8 protein-coding genes are annotated in these 18861 nt (G+C 65.0%); 4 read left to right on the top strand and 4 right to left on the bottom strand.

Annotated features, from left to right (window positions below):
- Positions 1 to 9: 9 nt before the first annotated feature.
- Both AADV58_RS03300 and clsB read left to right on the top strand, forming a co-directional pair.
- Positions 10 to 768, top strand: coding sequence for an endonuclease/exonuclease/phosphatase family protein (locus AADV58_RS03300; RefSeq protein WP_028994765.1), 759 nt, complete (start codon positions 10 to 12; stop codon positions 766 to 768).
- A complete protein-coding gene (gene clsB, locus AADV58_RS03295; protein WP_341744081.1) occupies positions 758 to 1960 on the top strand; it encodes a cardiolipin synthase ClsB in 1203 nt (400 codons plus the stop codon). Before AADV58_RS03300 ends, clsB begins: the two co-directional genes overlap by 11 nt.
- Here clsB and gluQRS read toward each other — a convergent pair.
- Entirely contained in the window at positions 1935 to 2885 is a 951-nt protein-coding gene (gluQRS, locus tag AADV58_RS03290) for a tRNA glutamyl-Q(34) synthetase GluQRS (protein ID WP_341744080.1), read from the bottom strand. The two genes, clsB and gluQRS, sit on opposite strands and share 26 nt — an antisense overlap.
- Before the next feature lie 84 nt (positions 2886 to 2969).
- Here gluQRS and rpoH point away from each other — a divergent pair, with 84 nt between their 5' ends.
- On the top strand, positions 2970 to 3830 hold the full coding sequence (rpoH, locus tag AADV58_RS03285) for an RNA polymerase sigma factor RpoH (protein WP_341744079.1): 861 nt from the start codon (positions 2970 to 2972) through the stop codon (positions 3828 to 3830).
- Between the two features lie 174 nt (positions 3831 to 4004).
- A complete protein-coding gene (locus AADV58_RS03280) occupies positions 4005 to 14687 on the top strand; it encodes a retention module-containing protein (RefSeq protein WP_341744078.1) in 10683 nt (3560 codons plus the stop codon).
- Here AADV58_RS03280 and AADV58_RS03275 read toward each other — a convergent pair.
- From AADV58_RS03275 to AADV58_RS03265, 3 genes are read right to left on the bottom strand one after another with little or no spacing between them, the layout of a single operon-like run.
- Positions 14659 to 15444: a TatD family hydrolase gene (locus AADV58_RS03275; RefSeq protein ID WP_341744077.1), complete on the bottom strand. Its 786-nt coding sequence runs from the start codon at positions 15442 to 15444 to the stop codon at positions 14659 to 14661. The genes AADV58_RS03280 and AADV58_RS03275 overlap by 29 nt on opposite strands.
- Complete coding sequence (locus AADV58_RS03270) at positions 15441 to 16694, bottom strand: D-amino acid dehydrogenase (RefSeq protein ID WP_341744076.1); 1254 nt, start codon at positions 16692 to 16694, stop codon at positions 15441 to 15443. Before AADV58_RS03270 ends, AADV58_RS03275 begins: the two co-directional genes overlap by 4 nt.
- The gene (locus tag AADV58_RS03265) at positions 16691 to 18841 is read right to left on the bottom strand and encodes a bifunctional (p)ppGpp synthetase/guanosine-3',5'-bis(diphosphate) 3'-pyrophosphohydrolase (protein ID WP_341744075.1); all 2151 of its coding nucleotides are present in this window, start codon (positions 18839 to 18841) and stop codon (positions 16691 to 16693) included. Before AADV58_RS03265 ends, AADV58_RS03270 begins: the two co-directional genes overlap by 4 nt.
- Between the last annotated feature and the right edge of the window lie 20 nt (positions 18842 to 18861).

Raw genomic sequence — 18861 nt, 5'->3', positions numbered from 1 at the left:
CGCCGCGCCATGAGCCAGCCCGCGCTGCACATCGCCACCTACAACATCCACAAGGGTTTCTCGCAGTTCAACCGGCGGATGATGGTGCATGAGCTGCGCGAGCGGCTGCGCCACCTCAACCCGGACATCGTCTTCCTGCAGGAAGTCCAGGGCCTGCACCTCGGCCACGCCGAGCGGCATGCCGACTGGCCGGGTCGGCCGCAGCACGAGTTCCTCGCCGACGAGGTCTGGCAGTCGGCCTACGGCCGCAACATGATCTACGACCACGGCCACCACGGCAACGCGATCCTCTCGCGCTTTCCCATCCTGCACGCGCACAACCAGGACGTGACCCACCTGCAGTTCGAGAAGCGCGGCATGCTGCACTGCCGGATCGAGCTGCCGCAAGGGCCGGCGGCGCACTGCGTGTGTGTGCACCTGTCGCTGTTCGGGCATTCGCGGCGACGTCAGATGGACGCGCTGGCCGATTACCTCGACAGCCTCGACCAACCCGATGCGCCGCTGATCGTCGCCGGCGATTTCAACGACTGGCGAAGCCGCGCCTGCGAGCACCTGGCCCGTCGCCTGCACCTGCAGGAGGTCTTTTCGCACGCGGTCGGCGGCCGTCCGGTGCGCAGCTTTCCGGCGGCGATGCCGATGTTCCGGCTCGACCGCATCTACGTGCGCGGCTTCAATGTACAGTCCACCGCCGTGCATTACGGCCCGCCATGGTCGGCAATCTCCGACCATGCGGCGCTCTCGGCTTTCCTGACGAGGCATGGCACCTGATTTCGTCGCCGGCAACCGCCTGACGCTGCTCGAATCCGGGCGCGAGTACTTCCCTGCGCTGCTCGCCGCGCTCGCCGGCGCCGAGCGCGAGATCTACCTGGAAAGCTACATCTTCGCCGACGACCCTGTCGGCCACGAGGTCGCTTCGGCACTGTGCGCGGCAGCCCGGCGTGGCGTCATCGTCAATGTCACGGTTGACGGCTTCGGCGCCCGCAATTTCGCCGAGGATTTCCGCCCGCGCCTGGCCGAGGCCGGCGTGCGCTCGCTGTTCTACCGGCCGGAAATCGGCCGCTTCCATTTCCAGCGCCATCGCCTGCGCCGGCTGCACCGCAAGCTGGTCGTGATCGACGGGCGTATCGCCTTCGTCGGCGGCATCAACATCGTCGACGACGACAACGCGCCGGAGGAGATGCGTCCGCGCTACGACTACGCGGTGCGCGTCGAAGGCCCGGTGCTGGCGCAGGTGCACCACGCGGCGCGGCGGATGTGGGAAATCGTCACCTGGGTCAATTTCCGCCGCCGCTTCCGCCTGGCGCCCATCGTCAAGCCCTGCTGCGAGGCCGTCGGCGACCAGCAGGCGGCGTTCCTGATCCGCGACAACATCCGCCACCGCAACGACATTCTCCACGCCTACATCGACGCGATCGACGCCGCCGATGACGAAATCCTGATCGCCAACGCCTATTTCCTGCCCGGCATCCGCTTCGGCCGCGCCATCTTTGCCGCCGCCCGCCGTGGCGTGCGCGTCACCGTGCTGCTCCAGGGCAAGTCCGACCACCCGCTGCTCCACTACGCAACGCAGACGCTCTACGCCACCGGGCTCAAGGCCGGCATCCGCATCTTCGAGTACGAGAAGAGCTTCCTGCACGCCAAGGTCGCGGTCATCGACGGCAAATGGGCAACCGTCGGCTCGTCGAACATCGACCCGTTCAGCCTGCTGCTGGCCAAGGAAGCCAATCTGGTCGTGCACGACCGGCGCTTCGCCGGCGAACTGCGCGCCAGCCTCTACACCGCCATGCAGGACGGCAGCCGCGAAATGCTGGCCGAGGATATCCGGCGCCTGCCCTGGCCCTCACGCCTGCTGCGCTGGCTGAGCTACGGCATCGTCCGTCTGCTGGTCGGCATCGCTGGCTACGGCGACCGCCACTGGCGGGCCGAGGACCGGGTCAAGCCGCCGTCGCCGGAGCGCTGATCGCCGCCTGCCGGGGAATTGCGGCAAACGACCAGTGGGCAAAAGCCCAATCCCAGACCTCGGCAACCGTCGCCCGGCCCAATTCGGACGGCACCGGCTGCCCAAGAAATGCCAGCGCCCGCACCAGTTCAGCGGCTGCCATGCCACTTTCCAGCGCCGGCGCCAGCGTCTGCTTCGACCATTTTTCACCGGCCACATTGGTCGCCACCGGCAGGTGCGCGTAACGCGGCGTCGGGTAGCCGAGGCAACGCTGCAGCCAGATCTGGCGCGGCGTCGAGGCAAGCAGGTCGGCGCCGCGAACGACATCGGTAATCCCCTGGAAACGGTCGTCGACGACCACTGCCAGCTGGTAGGCGAACAGCCCGTCGGCGCGGCGCAGGACGAAATCGCCGACATCGTCTTCGAGCTGCTGGACGACCTCACCCTGCAGGCGGTCGACAAAGGCCAGCGGAACATTGTCGACCCGCAGTCGCCAGGCCCGTGGCGCGACACCCGGCGCCAGGCCGCTGCGGCAGGTGCCAGGATAGACCAGGCCGCCGTCGATCGCCGGCCGCGTTGTTCGGGCGGCGATTTCCTTGCGCGAGCAGGCGCAGGGATAAGCCACCCCGGCCGCAGTCAGTTCGGCCAGCGCCGCCGCGTAGGCGTCATCGCGTCTGCTCTGCCAGAGCACTTCCCCGTCCCAAGCAAAACCGAAGGCGTCGAGCGTGCACAGGATGTCGTCGGCAGCACCGGGGACGTTACGCTCGGCATCGACGTCCTCCATGCGCACCAGCCATTCGCCGCCATGCGCCCTGGCATCGAGGTAGCTGGCGACGGCAGCGATCAGGGAACCGAAGTGCAACGCACCGGTCGGCGACGGCGCGAAACGGCCGCGATAACGCAGTGTTTCCGGCGCAGACGCGGGCGGTTGAATTTTGTTACACACGTTCCGGAAACTCGTACGCAGAATTAGCACTCTCACTCGCAGAGTGCTAACATATATTCATCAGTTGAAGGAGGATTCTACGCTATGACCCAAGCCCTGGCGCTCCCAGTCCCCGCAGCAATCGGCAACATCGACGCCTACATCCAGGTGGCGAACCGTTACCCGATGCTGTCCGAGGCGGAAGAGACGCGGCTGGCCGAGCGTTTCCGCGACGACGGCGATGTCGATGCCGCGCGTCAGCTCGTCCTTTCGCACCTGCGTCTCGTCATATCCATCGCCCGCGGTTATCTCGGCTACGGCCTGCCGCACGCCGACCTGATCCAGGAAGGCAATATCGGCCTGATGAAGGCGGTCAAGCGCTTCGATCCGTCGCGCGGCGTCCGTCTGGTGTCGTTCGCCATGCACTGGATCAAGGCCGAGATTCACGAGTACATCCTGAAGAACTGGCGCCTGGTCAAGGTCGCCACGACCAAGGCCCAGCGCAAGCTGTTCTTCAACCTGCGCAGCCAGAAGGCCGGTTACGAGGGTGTCGACACCCTGTCCGGCACCCAGGCTGCCGAAGTCGCCGAGCGCCTTGGCGTCAAGCGCGAGGAAGTGGTCGAGATGGAAACCCGGCTGTCCGGCCGCGATCTCGCCCTCGAAGGCAACCCGGACGACGGCGACGATGCCTTCGCCCCGATCGACTACCTGGCCGACAGCCGCTACGAGCCGACCCGCATGCTCGAGAACAAGGCCCGCGCCGCGCTCGAAAGCGACGGCCTGCAGCAGGCGCTGGGTGCTCTCGACCCGCGCAGCCGGCGCATCGTCGAAGCACGCTGGCTGGCTGAGGGCGAAGCGGCGACGCTGCATGAACTGGCCGCCGAGTTCGACGTCTCGGCCGAGCGCATCCGCCAGATCGAAGCCAAGGCACTACAGAAAATGCGTGGCCTGCTGGTCACCAGCTAAGCCCGACGGCCCGCCGCCACCAGTTTGGCAAGGCAGCGCCCAGACACCCCGGTAGCCCCGGGGTGTTTTTCTTTCCGGAGACATTTATACCAATGGCGTAGCACCTTGGTCCAATAGACCAACAATTCATTTCGCATATGATGATCGACTATTCATTTTGGATGAAAGATCATCATGAAAAACGCCATCGCCAAAGTCAGCAGCCTGTCCGGAGAAGTCTTCGCCAGGACAGCCGACGGTACCCTTCGCCGCCTGCGCACCGGAGACTCGATTACCGAGGGAGAAACCATCGTTGCCGGGCAGAACGGCCGGACCAGGCTGATCCTCGCCGATGGCCGCGAAATCAATATCGGACCGCGCGAGTCGGTGGCCATGAACGCCGAAGTCGCAGCCAACCCGCCCCCGGCCGCCGAGGACAGCGCGTTCTTTTCGCGACCGCGCGAAGTGCGCAACCTTGCCCGCGCCTTGCAGGAAGGAGAGAACCTCGATGATCTGGTCGACGAAGAGGCCCCCGCCGCCGGCCTGGTCGGCGACGGCAGCGAAGGGCATTCCTTTGTCGAATTCCTGCGGATATCGGAAACCATCGACTCACAGAACAGCTACCGCATCGACGCCGGCGACCTGGGCATTCCCGACCTCGGGGCAGCACCGGCCGATGTGCTCGACACCGTTCCGCTAACCCTCAGCGCCGAACTGGACCCCGCCTCCGACAGCGGTATCCTGGGCGACAACATCACCAACGACAACACCCCGGGAATCATCGGCACCAGCAAGCCGGGCGCCAGCATCACGGTCACCATGCCGGGCACGGGCGAAGTACTGCTGACCACGGCAGCCACCGACGGCAGCTGGCGCGTCGAAGCCGGCCAGGCCCTCGCCGACGGCGCCCAGAACATTTCCGTCGTCGCCACTGACCGCACGGGCAATACCCTGAGCACCACGGTCTTCGTCATCATCGACACCGCGACCCCGAACGATGGGCAGGCGCCCATCGTCACCATCATCGAGGACGCCAACGACGACGGCTTCATCAATGCCAGCGAGCTGAACGGCGATGTCGATGTCCGCATCGCCTTCACCGGCGGCAAGGTCGACATCGGCGACATCATCCGCGTCAGCGACGGCAGCACCCGCATCGAGCATGTCATCAGCGCCGCCGACCAGGCCCGGGGTTATGTCGAAACCCGCTTTGCTGCCCCGGGCAACGGTGAAACCATCACGGTCACCGCCGACATCACCGACGCGGCAGGCAATACCAGCGCGCCTGGCAGCGATTCCGCCATGATCGACATTGATGTGCCAAACAGCGGCCAGGCTCCCGAGGTCGAGATCACCGAAGACGCCAACAACGACGGTTTCATCAACCGTGCCGAGGCCAGCGGCCCGGCCGACGTCAAAGTCTCCTTCAACAAGGACAAGGTCGATGTCGGCGACACCGTCCGCGTTTCCGACGGCACCACCAGCAAGGATTTCGTCGTCAGCGCCAGCGACAAGGCCAATGGCTTCGTCACCACCGACTTCCCGCTGCCCAGCGATGGCAGCACGCTCACCGTCACCGCCCACATCTTCGACCCTGCCGGCAACCGCTCCGCCACCGGCGCCGATTTCGCCAAGGTCGACCTCAGCACCCTGCTCAATCTGCAACTCGTCATCACCGAAGATACGAACAACGACGGCTTCATCAACGCCAGCGAACTCAAGGGTAGCGTCGGCGTGGACATCACGCTCCCCACCGATGCCATCGCCGGCGACCTCATCACCATCCACGCCACCGGCAATCCCACCCGGACCATCACCCTGATCCAGCCGCAGATCGACGCCGGCAGACTATCCATCGAACTCGACGCTCCCGCCAACGGCACCAATCTCGAAGTCTCGGCCCAGGTCACCGACGCCGCCGGCAACAAATCAAACATCGCCACCGATGCAGCCGTCATCAACACCACGCCACCCAGCCTTACGGTGCAACTGGCCCCAGCTTCGGACAGCGGCACCCAGGGCGACAACCTCACCAACGACAACACACCGGCCCTGACCGGCCGCAGCGACCCCGGCACGCGCATCACGGTCGTCATCCCGAGCACCGGCGAACAACTCAGCACCATCACCGACGGCAACGGCAACTGGCAGGTCACGCCGACCCTGCCCATGCCCGACGCTACCTCGATCGTTGAAGTCACCGCCACCGACAGCATCGGCAACAGCAGCAACACGACCCTGCCGCTGACCATCGACACCACACAGTTCAGCGGCCAGGCCGTCGCTATCCGCGAGGATGCCAACAACGATGGTTTCATCAACGCTGCCGAACTCCAGGGCGACATCGACGTCCGCGTCACCATCCCGAACGGCGCCGCCGTCGGCGACACGCTGACCGTCTCCGCCACTGGCAATGCTAGCCGGACCATCACCATCACTGCCGCCCAGATCGCTACCGGTTTCGTCGACCTGGCCTTCACGCCAACTGCCAACAATACCGACTTCATCGTCAATGCTTCCATCGCCGATGCCGCCGGCAACACTAGCGGCCCGGTCAGCGACTATGCGCGCATCCAGCTCTCGCCCCCCGACGCGCCCATCGTCAGCATCGTCGAAGACGCCAACGGTGACGGCTGGATCAATGCCGCTGAACTCCAGGGCAATATCGACGTCCGTATCGGCCTGCCGACCGGCGCCAGCGACGGCGATATCCTGCTGACCACCGTCAATGGTGTTACCCAGCCCCCCATCACCCTGACTGCCGCCGACATCGTCAACCAGTACATAGCCCTGCCCGGCATCGCCAACCCCGGTGAAGGCACCACCCTCACGGTGACCGCACAAATCCGCGACACGGCCGGCAACCTCGGCAGCGTCGGCAGCAACAATGCGCGTATCGACACCCTGCCGCCCGCCGTCACCGCGCGCCTCGCCCCCACCTCAGACAGCGGCACCCAGGGCGACGGCATCACCAACGACAACACACCGACGATCAGCGGCACCGGTGAAGCGGGTGCCAGCATCACCGTCACCTTGCCAACCGGCGAAACCCTCAAAACCACCGTCGCCAACACGGGACTGTGGTCAGTCACGCCACAGCAGCCGCTTGCCGAAGGCCCCGCGACAATCTTCGTCACGGCCACCGATGTCGCCGGCAACGCCGCCAATACCAGCGTTGATCTGACCATCGACACACACATCCCGAACAACAAACTGGCACCTGCCGTGACCATCACCGAAGATGCCAACGGCGATGGCTTCATCAATCGGGCAGAAGCCAGCGGCCCTGCCGACGTGAGGGTCTCCTTCAACAAGGACAACGTCGATGTCGGCGATACCGTCCGCATCTCCGATGGCAGCAGCGTCCGCAACATCGTCATCAGCGCCGCCGATAAAGCCAACGGCTTCGTCACGACCGACTTCCCGCTACCTGCCGACGGCAACACGCTCAATGTTTCCGCCTACCTCTTCGATGCGGCCGGCAACAAATCGGCCACTGGCTCTGCCAGCGCCATCGTTGACATCACCAACTACACCGGCCTCGCCATCGAGATCACCGAGGATGCCAACAACGACGGCTTCATCAACATCGCCGAACTCAAGGACAACGATATCGATGTCCGCATCACCATCCCGCAAGGCGCCGCCGTCGGCGACACCCTGACCGTCACCGCCGTCGGCAACGTCGACAAGGTGTTCACCCTCACCGCCGCCCAGATCGCCACCGGCTTCATCGACACCAAGTTCAACCCGACTTCCAACAACACCGACTTCAAGGTCACCGCCGCCATCACCGACCCCGCCGGCAACACCGCCGGCCCGGTCGAGGACAGCGCACGACTCCAGCTGTCGGCACCCGCCGAGCCCATCGTCACCATCCTCGAGGATGCCAACAACGACGGCTGGATCAACGCCGCCGAACTCCAGGGCAATATCGACGTCAGCGTCACCCTCCCAGCCACCGCCGTCGCCGGCAACACCCTGATCAGCACCGTAAACGGCGTCACTCAGGCACCCATCACCCTCACCCAGGCCGACATCTTCAAGGGTTCCTACGCCCTCCCCGGCATCCCCAACCCCGGCGAAGGCACCACCCTCACTGTCACCGCACAAATCCGTGACGCCGCCGGCAACCTCGGCAATATCGCCAGCGACTCCGCCACCATCGATACCCGTATCCCCAATGGCGGCCAGGCACCCGATGTCTTCATCACCGACGACATCAACAACGACGGTTTCATCAACCGGGCTGAAGCCAGTGGCCCGGCTGATGTCCGCGTAGCGTTCAACAGGGATCTGGTCAATGTCGGTGATACCGTCCGCATCTCTGACGGCACCACCACCAGGAATCTCGTCGTTACTGCCACCGACCAGGCCAACGGCTTCGTCACCACCGACTTTCCCATGCCCATCAACGGTGGCACCCTGACTGTCACCGCCTTCATCTTCGACCCCGCCGGCAACCAGTCCGCCACCGGCACCGACTTCGCCAAGGTCGACCTCAGTGCCCTGCTGAACCTCCAACTCGTCATCACCGAGGATGAGAACAACGACGGCTTCATCAACGCCAGTGAACTCAAGGGCAGCATCGGCGTAGACGTCATCCTGCCCATCGATGCCGTCGCCGGCGACCTGCTCACCATCCACGCCACCGGCAATGCCACCCAGACCATCACCCTCAATCAGGCGCAGATCGATACCGGCAAGCTCCAGCTTGAGTTCAACGCGCCGCCCAACGGCACCCAGTTCGAAGTCTCCGCCCAGGTCACCGACGCCGCCGGCAACAAGTCCAACATCGCCACCGACGCCGCCGTAATCAACACCACGCCGCCCACGTTGACCGTACAACTGGCTCCGTCCTCCGACAGCGGAACCAAGGGCGACAACATCACCAATGACGCTACGCCGACGCTCATCGGCGTCACCACCCCGGGCGCCCGGGTCACGGTCAACATCCCGAGCACCGGCGAGCAACTGCAAACCACCGCCGACAGCAACGGCAACTGGCAGATCACCCCCACCCAAGCCATGCCGGACGGCACGACCCCGGTTGTGGCAACGGCAACCGATGCCATCGGCAACACCAGCACGACCAGCCTGCCGCTGACCATCGACACCACGCAATTCACCGGGCTCACCGTCAGCATCCGCGAGGATGAGAACAACGATGGTTTCATCAATCTCAACGAACTCAAGGATGGCGACATCGACGTCCGCGTCACCCTGCCCGACGGTGCCGCCGTCGGCGATACCCTCACCGTCGCGGCTTCCGGCAACATCGCCCAGGTATTTACGCTGAGCGCCGCCCAACTCGCCGCCGGCTTCATCGACGTCAAGTTCAACCCGACCGCCAACAACACCGACTTCATCGCCACCGCCAGCATCGTCGACGCCGCCGGCAACAGCGCCGGCCCGGTCAGCGATCAGGCGCGCATCCAGTTGTCACCGCCGGATGCCCCCATCGTCACCATCATCGAAGATGCCAACAACGATGGCTGGATCAACGCTGCCGAACTCCAGGGCGACATCGACGTCCGCATCGAACTCCCCGGCAATGTTCAGGCCGGCGACCGCTTGCTGACCACCGTCAATGGCATCGCCCGGGCGGAAATCCTGATCACCCAGGCCGATATCGACCAGGGTTCCATCGCCCTGCCCGGCATCGCCAATCCCGGTGAAGGCAGCACCCTCACCGTCACTGCGCAGGTCCGTGACAGCGCCGGCAACTTCGGCAGCATCGGCGACAGTCAGGCACGTATCGACACCACGCCGCCGGCCCTGGCAGCCTGGCTCGACCCGACTTCCGACAGCGGCATCCAAGGCGACGGCATCACCAACGACAACACGCCGACCCTCAGCGGCACCGGCGAGCCCGGCGCCGCCATCACCGTCACCCTGCCCGGCACCGGCGAAGTCCTGAAGACGACCGTCAGCGCCAGCGGCACCTGGACCGTCACACCGACGCAGCCGCTGGCCGATGGTGCCCATCTGGCCCAGGTCGGTGCCACCGACGCCGCCGGCAATTCGAGCACCGCCACCGTCGCCCTGCACATCGACACCCATATCCCGAACAACCGCCTGGCGCCGACGGTGATCATTACCGAAGACGCCAACGGCGACGGCTACATCAACCGTGCCGAGGCAATCGGCAATGCCGACGTCCGTGTTGCCTTCACTGCCGATCTGGTCGAGGTTGGCGATGTGGTCGTGGTCTCCGCTGGCGGCATCAGCCGCGAGATCGCCATCAGCAGCAGCGACCGGAACAATGGCTACGTCAGCACCGATTTCCCGATGCCGGCCAATGGCGCCACCCTGACGGTCTCTGCCTTCATCTTGGACAGGGCTGGCAATACCAGCGACACCGGCCAGGCCAGTGCCATCGTAGACATCACCGATTACCAGGGTTTGTCCATCGAAATCACCGAAGACGCCAACAACGACGGCTTCATCAACCGCAGCGAACTCCAGGACAACGATATCGATGTCCGTGTGACCTTGCCCAACGGCGCCGCCATCGGCGACACGCTGACCATCACTGCCGTCGGCAATGTCGACAAGGTGTTCACCCTGACCGCCGCCCAACTCGCCGCCGGCTTCATCGACGTCAAGTTCAACCCCACCGCCAACAACACCGACTTCCGGGTCACCGCATCAATTGTCGACGTTGCCGGAAATACCGCCGGCCCGGTCGAAGACACGGCCCGCATCGTGATTTCGCCGCCGAGCGAACCGATCGTCACCATTCTCGAAGACATCAACAACGACGGCTGGATCAACGCCGCCGAACTTCAGGGCAACATCGACGTCAGCGTCACCCTGCCGGCCACTGCCGTCGCCGGTGATACGCTGCTGACCAGCATCAACGGTGTGGCACAAGCCGGCATCACGATCACCCACGCCGATATCCTCAAGGGCTCGATCGCCTTGCCCGGCATCCCCAATCCTGGCGACGGGATCACCCTGACCGTCGAAGCCCGCGTCAAGGACGCTGCCGGGAATATCGGCAACCCCGGCAGCGACAGCGCCACCATCGACCTGGCCATTCCCAACAATGGCGAAGCGCCCGCCGTCACCATCCTCGAAGACATCAACAACGACGGCTTCATCAACCGCGCCGAAGCCAGCGGCAACGCCGATGTCCGCATCGCCTTCAACCCCGCCCTCGTCAAGGCCGGCGACACCGTCCGCGTCACCGACGGCACCACCAGCCGGGATATCGTCATCACCCCCGCCGACCAGAGCAAGGGCTACGTCGACACCGACTTCCCCCTGCCGCCCGATGGCACCACCCTGAGCGTTTCCGCCTACCTCTTCGACCCCGCCGGCAACCGCTCCGCCACCGGCACCGACTTCGCCAAGGTCGACCTCAGCGCCCTGCTCAACCTCCAGCTCGTCATCACCGAGGACGAAAACAACGACGGCTTCATCAACGCCAGCGAACTCAAGGGCTCGGTCGGCGTCGACATTACCCTCCCGGTCGATGCCATCGCCGGCGACCTCATCACCATCACCGCCACCGGCAACCCCACCCGGACCATCACCCTGATCCAGCCGCAGATCGACGCCGGCAAGCTGTCCATCGAAATCACCCCACCGGCCAACGGCACCCGTCTCGAAGTCTCCGCCCAGGTCACCGACGCCGCCGGCAACAAATCCAACGTCGCCACCGACGCCGCCGTGATCGCCATCGCCCCGCCCGGCGCCCCGAGTATCACCATCGTCGAGGATGCCAATAACGACGGTTACATCAGTGCCGCCGAACTGTCCGGCGACATCGACGTGCGCATCGGTCTGCCCGCCACGGCCCAGGCGGGCGACCTTCTCCACGTCTCGGCCAATGGCACACCGATCGCTCCCATCACCCTGAGCCAGGACGACATCGACCGTGGCAATGTCGATATCGCCCTGCCCAATCCGGGCGATGGACAGCAGATCGTCGTCAATGCCCGGGTTGAAGACTTCGCCGGCAATTTCGGCCCGAGCGGCTCCGGTTCCGCGCTGATCGACATCACCCGATTCACCGGCCTGGCCGTGACCATCAGCGAAGACGCCAACAACGACGGCTTCATCAACCGCAGCGAACTCCAGGACGACGATATCGACGTCCGCGTCACCCTGCCCAACGGCGCCGCCGTCGGCGATACCCTCACCGTCACCGCCTCCGGCAACATCAACCAGGTGTTCACCCTGACCGCCGCCCAGCTCGCCGCCGGCCTCATCGACGTCAAGTTCAACCCCACCGCCAACAACACCGACTTCGTCGCCACCGCCAGCATCGCCGACGCCGCCGGCAACAGCGCCGGCCCCGTCAGCGACCAGGCGCGCATCCAGCTCTCCGCCCCCGGCCTGCCCATCGTCACCATCACCGAGGACGCCAACAACGACGGCTGGATCAACGCCGCCGAACTCCAGGGCGACATCGACGTCAGCGTCACCCTGCCGGCCACCGCCGTCGCCGGTGCCGTACTCGTCACCACGGTCAACGGCGTCGTCCAGCCCGAAATCCTGATCAGCCAGGCCGACATCAACAAGGGCTCGATCGCCCTGCCCGGCATCACCAACCCCGGCGATGGCACCACCCTCACCGTCACCGCCCAGGTCCGCGACAGCGCCGGCAATCTCGGCGCCATCGGCAGCGATTCGGCGCAGATCGACACCCGCATTCCCAACGACGGGCACGCGCCGGTCGTCGTCATTGCCGAAGATGCCAACAGCGACGGCCTGATCAGCGCCAGCGAGCTTCAAGGCAATGTCGATGTGCGCATCGAATTCGACGGCAGCAAGGTCGACGTCGGCGACATCGTCCGTGTCACCGACGGCACATCGACGCGCAACATCGAGATCAATGACATCGACAAGGCCAACGGTTTCGTCACCACCGACTTTCCGCCGCTCGCCGCCGGACAGACGATCACCCTACGCGCGCTGATCGAGGATCCGGCCGGCAACCGCAGCGACGAAGGCTGGCAATCGGCGCTGTTCTCGCTGGTCAAGCTCGACAACATCCAGGTGACCGTCTCCGAAGAAGGCTTGGCCGGGGGCATTCCCGATCCCACCGGCAACCCCTCGGACAATACCGACGACGCCTTCGCCACCGGCAACATCGGCGTCTCGGGTAGCGGTGGTGTCCCGCTCGAGGTCAGCGTTTCGGCACCGCCGGAAGCCATCACCTCGGGCGGCCAGGCACTGAACTGGTCCGGCGCCGGCACCACGGCGTCGCCGCTGATCGGGTACGCCGGCGGCAGCGAAGTCATCCGCCTGAGCATCGATAGCGATGGCAACTACCGGGTGACGCTGGCCAAGCCAATCGACCATGCCAACGGCCAGGACGAAAACGTCGCCACGCTGAACTTCAACCTCAGCGTCAGCGATGGCCGGACAACGGCCAACGCCGTACTCACGCTCGCCATCGAAGACGATTCCCCCAAGGCCGTTCCCGAAGCCGAAGGCGGCGCGATGCGTCATCAGGACACCAATATCCTGCTGATCATCGACAACTCGGGCAGCATGGCGGGTAGCCGGATCCAGATCCTGCGCGACTCGGTCAAACAACTGATCGAAAGCTACGACATGCTCGGCGACGTCGCCGTCCGCATCGTCGTCTACAACAGTTCGGCGAGTGCCTATACCGCCGGCTGGGTCAGCGCATCGACTGCCATCGCCTATGTCAGCACCCTGGGCACTGGCGGCGCCACCAATTACGACGCAGCCTTGCTCACCGCCATGCAGGCCTTCCAGTCCGCCGGCAAGATTCCCGGCGCGACCAATGTTTCCTATTTCCTGTCAGACGGCGACCCCAATGCCCGCAGCGACTGGGACGGCAGCGGCCCGATGGCCAACCAGGTCGGCATCCAGCCTGCCGAAGCCGCCATCTGGCAGGCTTTCCTGGAAAGCAACCAGATCAATTCCTTTGCTTTCGGCATGGGTACCGAGGTCCAGCAGAACAGCATGGCACCGGTAGCCTACAACGGCATCGACAAGACCCCGACCTCGGCCATCGTCGTCAGCAACGAGCGCGACCTCGCACCCATCCTGCGCGACACCGTCAACGCCAACTTCAAGGGCAATTTCCTCGATGGCAGCCTGCACCAGGGCACAGGCGCCGGGGCCGACGGCGGCCACCTGAACGCCTTCTCGATCGACGGCACCAGCTACTTCATCGACGGCAGCGTCAACGGCAGCAGCGCCGGCAGTTTCGAGGCGGCGACCCGGAAATGGACGGTCTTCACGCAAGCCGGCGGCAAGCTGGTCATTGACATGGACAGCGGCGATTACAGCTACACCCCGCCGATCAAGGATCAGGCCACGACCGAGCATATTGCCTTCAGCATCATCGACAACGATGGCGACAGCGCCTCGTCGACCCTGGCGCTGACGGTTCAGCCGCCACCGGACAAGATCATGGGGGGCACCGGCAACGACACGCTCGTGGGCACGGCAGGCGACGATTACATCGACGGTGACGCCGGCAACGACCTGATCATCGGCGGGGCAGGCGCCGACATCCTGAAGGGTGGCGCGGGTTCGGATACCTTCCAGTGGTCCTTCGGTGATCAGGGCAACGTCGGCTTGCCGGCGCAGGACCGGATCACCGATTTCACCCTGGGCAGCGGCGGCGACGTGCTCGACCTACGCGATCTGCTGCAAGGCGAAAATGCCGACAATCTGACCGAATACCTGCACTTCTCGGCAGTCGGCAACAACACCCTGCTTCAGATCAGCAGCCAGGGGCAGTTTTCGGGCAGCAACCATGCGGCGATGAGCGACCAGGAAATCCTGCTGCATGGTGTCACCCTGAACAGCCTGGCCGGTGCCGGCGCCACCGACGCCCAGATCATCAGCGAACTGCTCAAGGCGAATCTGAAGGTCGATCTCTGAAAACCTCACCGAACACCGCCCGGGCATTGTCGTCGGCCTGGGCGGCCAGGGCCGCGACCGGGATACCGCGCAGCGCGGCGATTTCTGCGGCAATGCGTGGCAATTCACCCGGCGCGTTGCGCCCCCGGCCGAGCCAGGCCGGCGGGATATCCGGCGCATCGGTTTCCAGCACGATGCTGTCGTCGGGCAGGGTGGCCGCCAGTTCGCGGATGCGGCGCGAGCCCGAAAAAGTCGCCGCGCCGCCAAAGCCGAGTTTGAAGCCCAGCTTGATGAAGGCATCGGCTTGCTGCCGGCTGCCGTTGAAGGCATGGGCGATGCCACCGCGGACACCGATGCGGCGCAATTCATGCAGGACAGCATCGACGGCACGGCGGACATGCAGGATGACCGGCAGGTCGAACTCTCGCGCCAGCTTCAACTGAGCGACGAAGAACTCGGTCTGCCGCGCCACGTCGCAGCCCGTCACGAAGAAATCCAGACCGATTTCACCGACGGCCACCGGCTGCTCGGCTGCCAGCCACTCGCGCAGCACAGCCAGATCCTGTGGTCCGGCCTGGTCCACATAAAGCGGGTGAATGCCGTAGGCCGCCACGCAACCGGGCAATCCAGCCAGCGCCTGTTTCTGTGCGGGAAAAGCCGACACCGCCACACCCGGCACGACGATGCCGCTAACACCGGCGGCCCGGGCGGCGGCGTACACCGCGCCCCGGTCGGCGGCGAATTCGGCCGCGTCCAGGTGGCAGTGGGTATCGATCATCCGCGCAGGAAGGGAAACTCCGGTGCCGGACGGCGCCCGCCGACCAGATCGGCCAGGGCCGCGCCGGAACCGCAGGCCATTGTCCAGCCCAGAGTACCGTGGCCGGTGTTGAGCCACAGGTTGCTCAGGCGGCTGCGGCCGATCAGCGGCACATTCGATGGCGTCGCCGGACGCAGGCCGCACCAGAACGCCGGCTCGCCCTCGACCGCCAGCTTGGGGAAAATCTGCCGGGTACGATCGATCAGGGCCTGGCAACGCACCGGGTCTGCGCTCAGATCATAGCCGTTGAACTCGGCTGTTCCGGCCACCCGAAGACGATTGCCGAGGCGGGAGAAGACCAGTTTGCGTTCGTCGTCGGTGATGCTGACACTCGGCGCATGGCTGTCGTCGGCCAGGGTCAGGGTTGCCGAATAGCCCTTGGCCGGATAGACCGGCAAGCCGATACCGAGCGGGCGCAGCAACAGCGGCGAGTAACTACCCAGCGCCAGCACGTAGGCATCGGCGGCCAGCAGCCGCGGGCCGCCCTCGCCATTGACGACCACAGCGGCCACCTGTCCGCCGGCGCTGGCGATACGCTCGACCTCGACGCCGTACAGGAAAGTCACCCCGGCCTGGCGCGCGCGCTCGGCCAGGGCCTGGGTAAACCGGTGAGCATCGCCCGATTCGTCGCTGGCCGTGTAGTCGCCCCCGACCAGGATATCCGCCGCGCCGGCCAGCGCCGGTTCGATCACCACGCAGGCGGCGGCGTCGAGCATTTCGCGCTCGAGACCGTGCCGCGCCATCAGCCGGGCGGCCGACATGGCCGCCGCCAGTTCGCTGCGGTCGGTATAGACGTGCAGGATGCCGCGTTGCAACTGGTCATAGTCGAGCGCCAGTTCCTCACGCAAGGTCTGCAGCCGTCGCCGGCTATCCAGCGCCAGCGCCAGGATCGCGGCGACATTGGCCTGGACGCGGCCGGGCAGGCATTCGCGCAGGAAACGCAGCCCCCACAGCCATTGCTGCGGGTCCGCCCGCCAGTGCCACAACAGCGGCGCATCGCGTCGTCCCAGCCATTTCAGCAGGCGCGGCAGGACATGGGGATTGGCCCAGGGTTCGGCGTGAGAGACGGAAATCTGGCCGCCGTTGGCAAAGCTGGTCTCCATGCCGGCAGCCAGCTGGCGGTCGACCACCGTGACTTCGTGACCGGCAGCCTGCAGGTACCAGGCACTGCAGGTTCCGACAACGCCAGCCCCCAGCACCAGGATTTTCAAGCCTCGCCTCCCCTTTCACGGGCGATGCGGGTGACTTCCGGCAAATGGCGGATGCCGCGCATGACGGCGGCCAGATGACTGCGGTTGGCGACCTGGATGGTGAAGTTCAGCGTCGTGAACAAGCGCTCGGGATCGGCTTCCATGGCAACGTGCTCGATATTCGAACCGGCCTCGGAAATGGCCGCCGCAACCTGCGCCAGCACGCCACGCTTGTTCTTGACCTCGACCTTGATGCGCAACTCGAACAGCTTGCCCTCTTCCGGCTCCCACTCGACGTCGATCCACTTCTGCGGCTCACTCGAACGCGATTTTCGGATTACCGGGCAGTCGTGGGTGTGGATGACCATGCCGCTGCCCTTGCGGATCGAACCGATGATCGGATCGCCGGGAATCGGCTGGCAACAGGGCGCCAGCTGGATGGCCATGCCTTCGTTGCCGTGGATGGCCAGCGTCAGGCCGCCGGGCACGACCGCCGCCATGTCTTCGCGCGCCAGCAGCCGACGGGCAACCACCGACGGCAGACGCTTGCCCAGGCCGATATCGGCATAGACCTCGTCCAGCGAATGCTGGCCGCTGGCCTTGACCAGCGAATCCCAGGCCGTCGCCGGAATCGAGATCGGCACCACGCCCAGCGACAACAACTCCTGACGCAACAAACGCTCACCGAGCCGCGCTGATTCCTCGTTCTGCGTCGTGCGCAGGAAATGACGGATCTTGCTGCGCGCCCGGCCGGTCTTGACGTAACTCAGCCACACCGGATTCGGGCTGGCCTCCTGCGCGGTGATGATCTCGACCAGATCACCGTTCTTCAGTTCGGTGCGCAGCGGCGCCAGTTCATGATTGATGCGCGCCGCCGAGCAGTGATTGCCGACGTCGGTATGCACCGCGTAGGCAAAATCGACGACGGTGGCGCCTTGCGGCAGCGCCATGATCTTGCCCTTGGGTGTGAAGATATAGACCTCGTCGGGGAACAGGTCGATCTTGACGTCCTCGAAAAACTCGGCCGAATTGCCCGACTGGGACTCAAGCAGCGACTGCAGCCACTTGTGGGTCTTGATCTGCAACTCGGCGCTGCTCTCGTTGCCATCCTTGTACAACCAGTGCGAGGCTACGCCGTCCTGGGCGACATGGTGCATGTCGCGGGTCCGGATCTGCACTTCCACCGGCGTCCCGTAGGGACCGATCAGCGTTGTGTGCAGCGACTGGTAACCGTTGGCCTTGGGGATCGCGATGTAGTCCTTGAACTTGCCGGGCACCGGCTTGAACAGGCTGTGCAGGGCGCCCAAGGCGAGATAGCAGCTGGGCACGTTATCGACCACCACGCGGAAACCGTAGATGTCGAGCACCTGCGAGAAGGACAGTTGCTTGTCCTTCATCTTGCGGAAAATCGAGTACAGGCTCTTTTCCCGGCCGAAGACCTCGGCGGTCAGCCCGGCATGTGCCAGCTTGTCGCAGATACCTTCCTGGATTCGCGCCAGCAGTTCCTTGCGATTGCCCTTGGCAATGCGCAGTGCCTTGGCCAGCACCTCGGCCCGATGCGGATAGATCAGGCGGAAGGAGGTATCCTGCAACTCGCGGTAAAGCTTGTTCAGGCCCAGGCGAAGAGCAATCGGTGCGTAGATTTCCAGGGTTTCGCGGGCAATGCGGATGCGTTTGTCGGCACGCATCGCCGACATGGTCTGGATATTGTGATGCCGGTCGGCCAGCTTGATCAGCACGACGCGCAGGTCGCGCGCCATGGCCATCAGCATCTTGCGGAAATTCTCGGCCTGCGCTTCCTGATAGGAAGCGAACTCCATCTTGTCGAGCTTGGACAGACCATCGACCAGTTCGGCGACCTCCTTGCCGAACTTCTCTGCCAGTTCCTGCTTGGTCGCCCCGGTGTCCTCCATCGTGTCGTGCAACAAGGCGGCACAGATCGCGTCGGCATCCATGCACCATTCGACGACGGCACCGGCTACGGCAAGCGGATGGGTGATGTAGGGCTCGCCCGACATGCGCTTCTGATGCGCATGCGCCTTGGCGGCGAAGGCGTACGCCGACTTGATGCGTTCAACATCAGCCGGCGGCAGGTAATCGAGGCTATCGAGGAAGACGCGGTAAGCGTCCTCCTGGTAATCGGGCGGAAGCGTGGGCGCAGGCTCCATCAGGCTTCACCGCCCCGGAT

This window comes from Azonexus hydrophilus, assembly GCF_038368255.1.
In the GTDB taxonomy this organism is placed as follows: Bacteria; Pseudomonadota; Gammaproteobacteria; order Burkholderiales; family Rhodocyclaceae; genus Azonexus; species Azonexus hydrophilus.
This window is presented reverse-complemented; position numbering and strand designations above follow the sequence as displayed.

Excerpts from the sequence above, each read along its gene's own strand:
- AADV58_RS03300 (WP_028994765.1), top strand. The coding sequence starts at position 10 with ATGAGCCAGCCCGCGCTGCACATCGCCACCTACAACATCCACAAGGGT.
- clsB (WP_341744081.1), top strand. The coding sequence starts at position 758 with ATGGCACCTGATTTCGTCGCCGGCAACCGCCTGACGCTGCTCGAATCC.
- rpoH (WP_341744079.1), top strand. The coding sequence starts at position 2,970 with ATGACCCAAGCCCTGGCGCTCCCAGTCCCCGCAGCAATCGGCAACATC.
- AADV58_RS03280 (WP_341744078.1), top strand. The coding sequence starts at position 4,005 with ATGAAAAACGCCATCGCCAAAGTCAGCAGCCTGTCCGGAGAAGTCTTC.
- AADV58_RS03275 (WP_341744077.1), bottom strand. The coding sequence starts at position 15,444 with ATGATCGATACCCACTGCCACCTGGACGCGGCCGAATTCGCCGCCGAC.
- AADV58_RS03265 (WP_341744075.1), bottom strand. The coding sequence starts at position 18,841 with ATGGAGCCTGCGCCCACGCTTCCGCCCGATTACCAGGAGGACGCTTAC.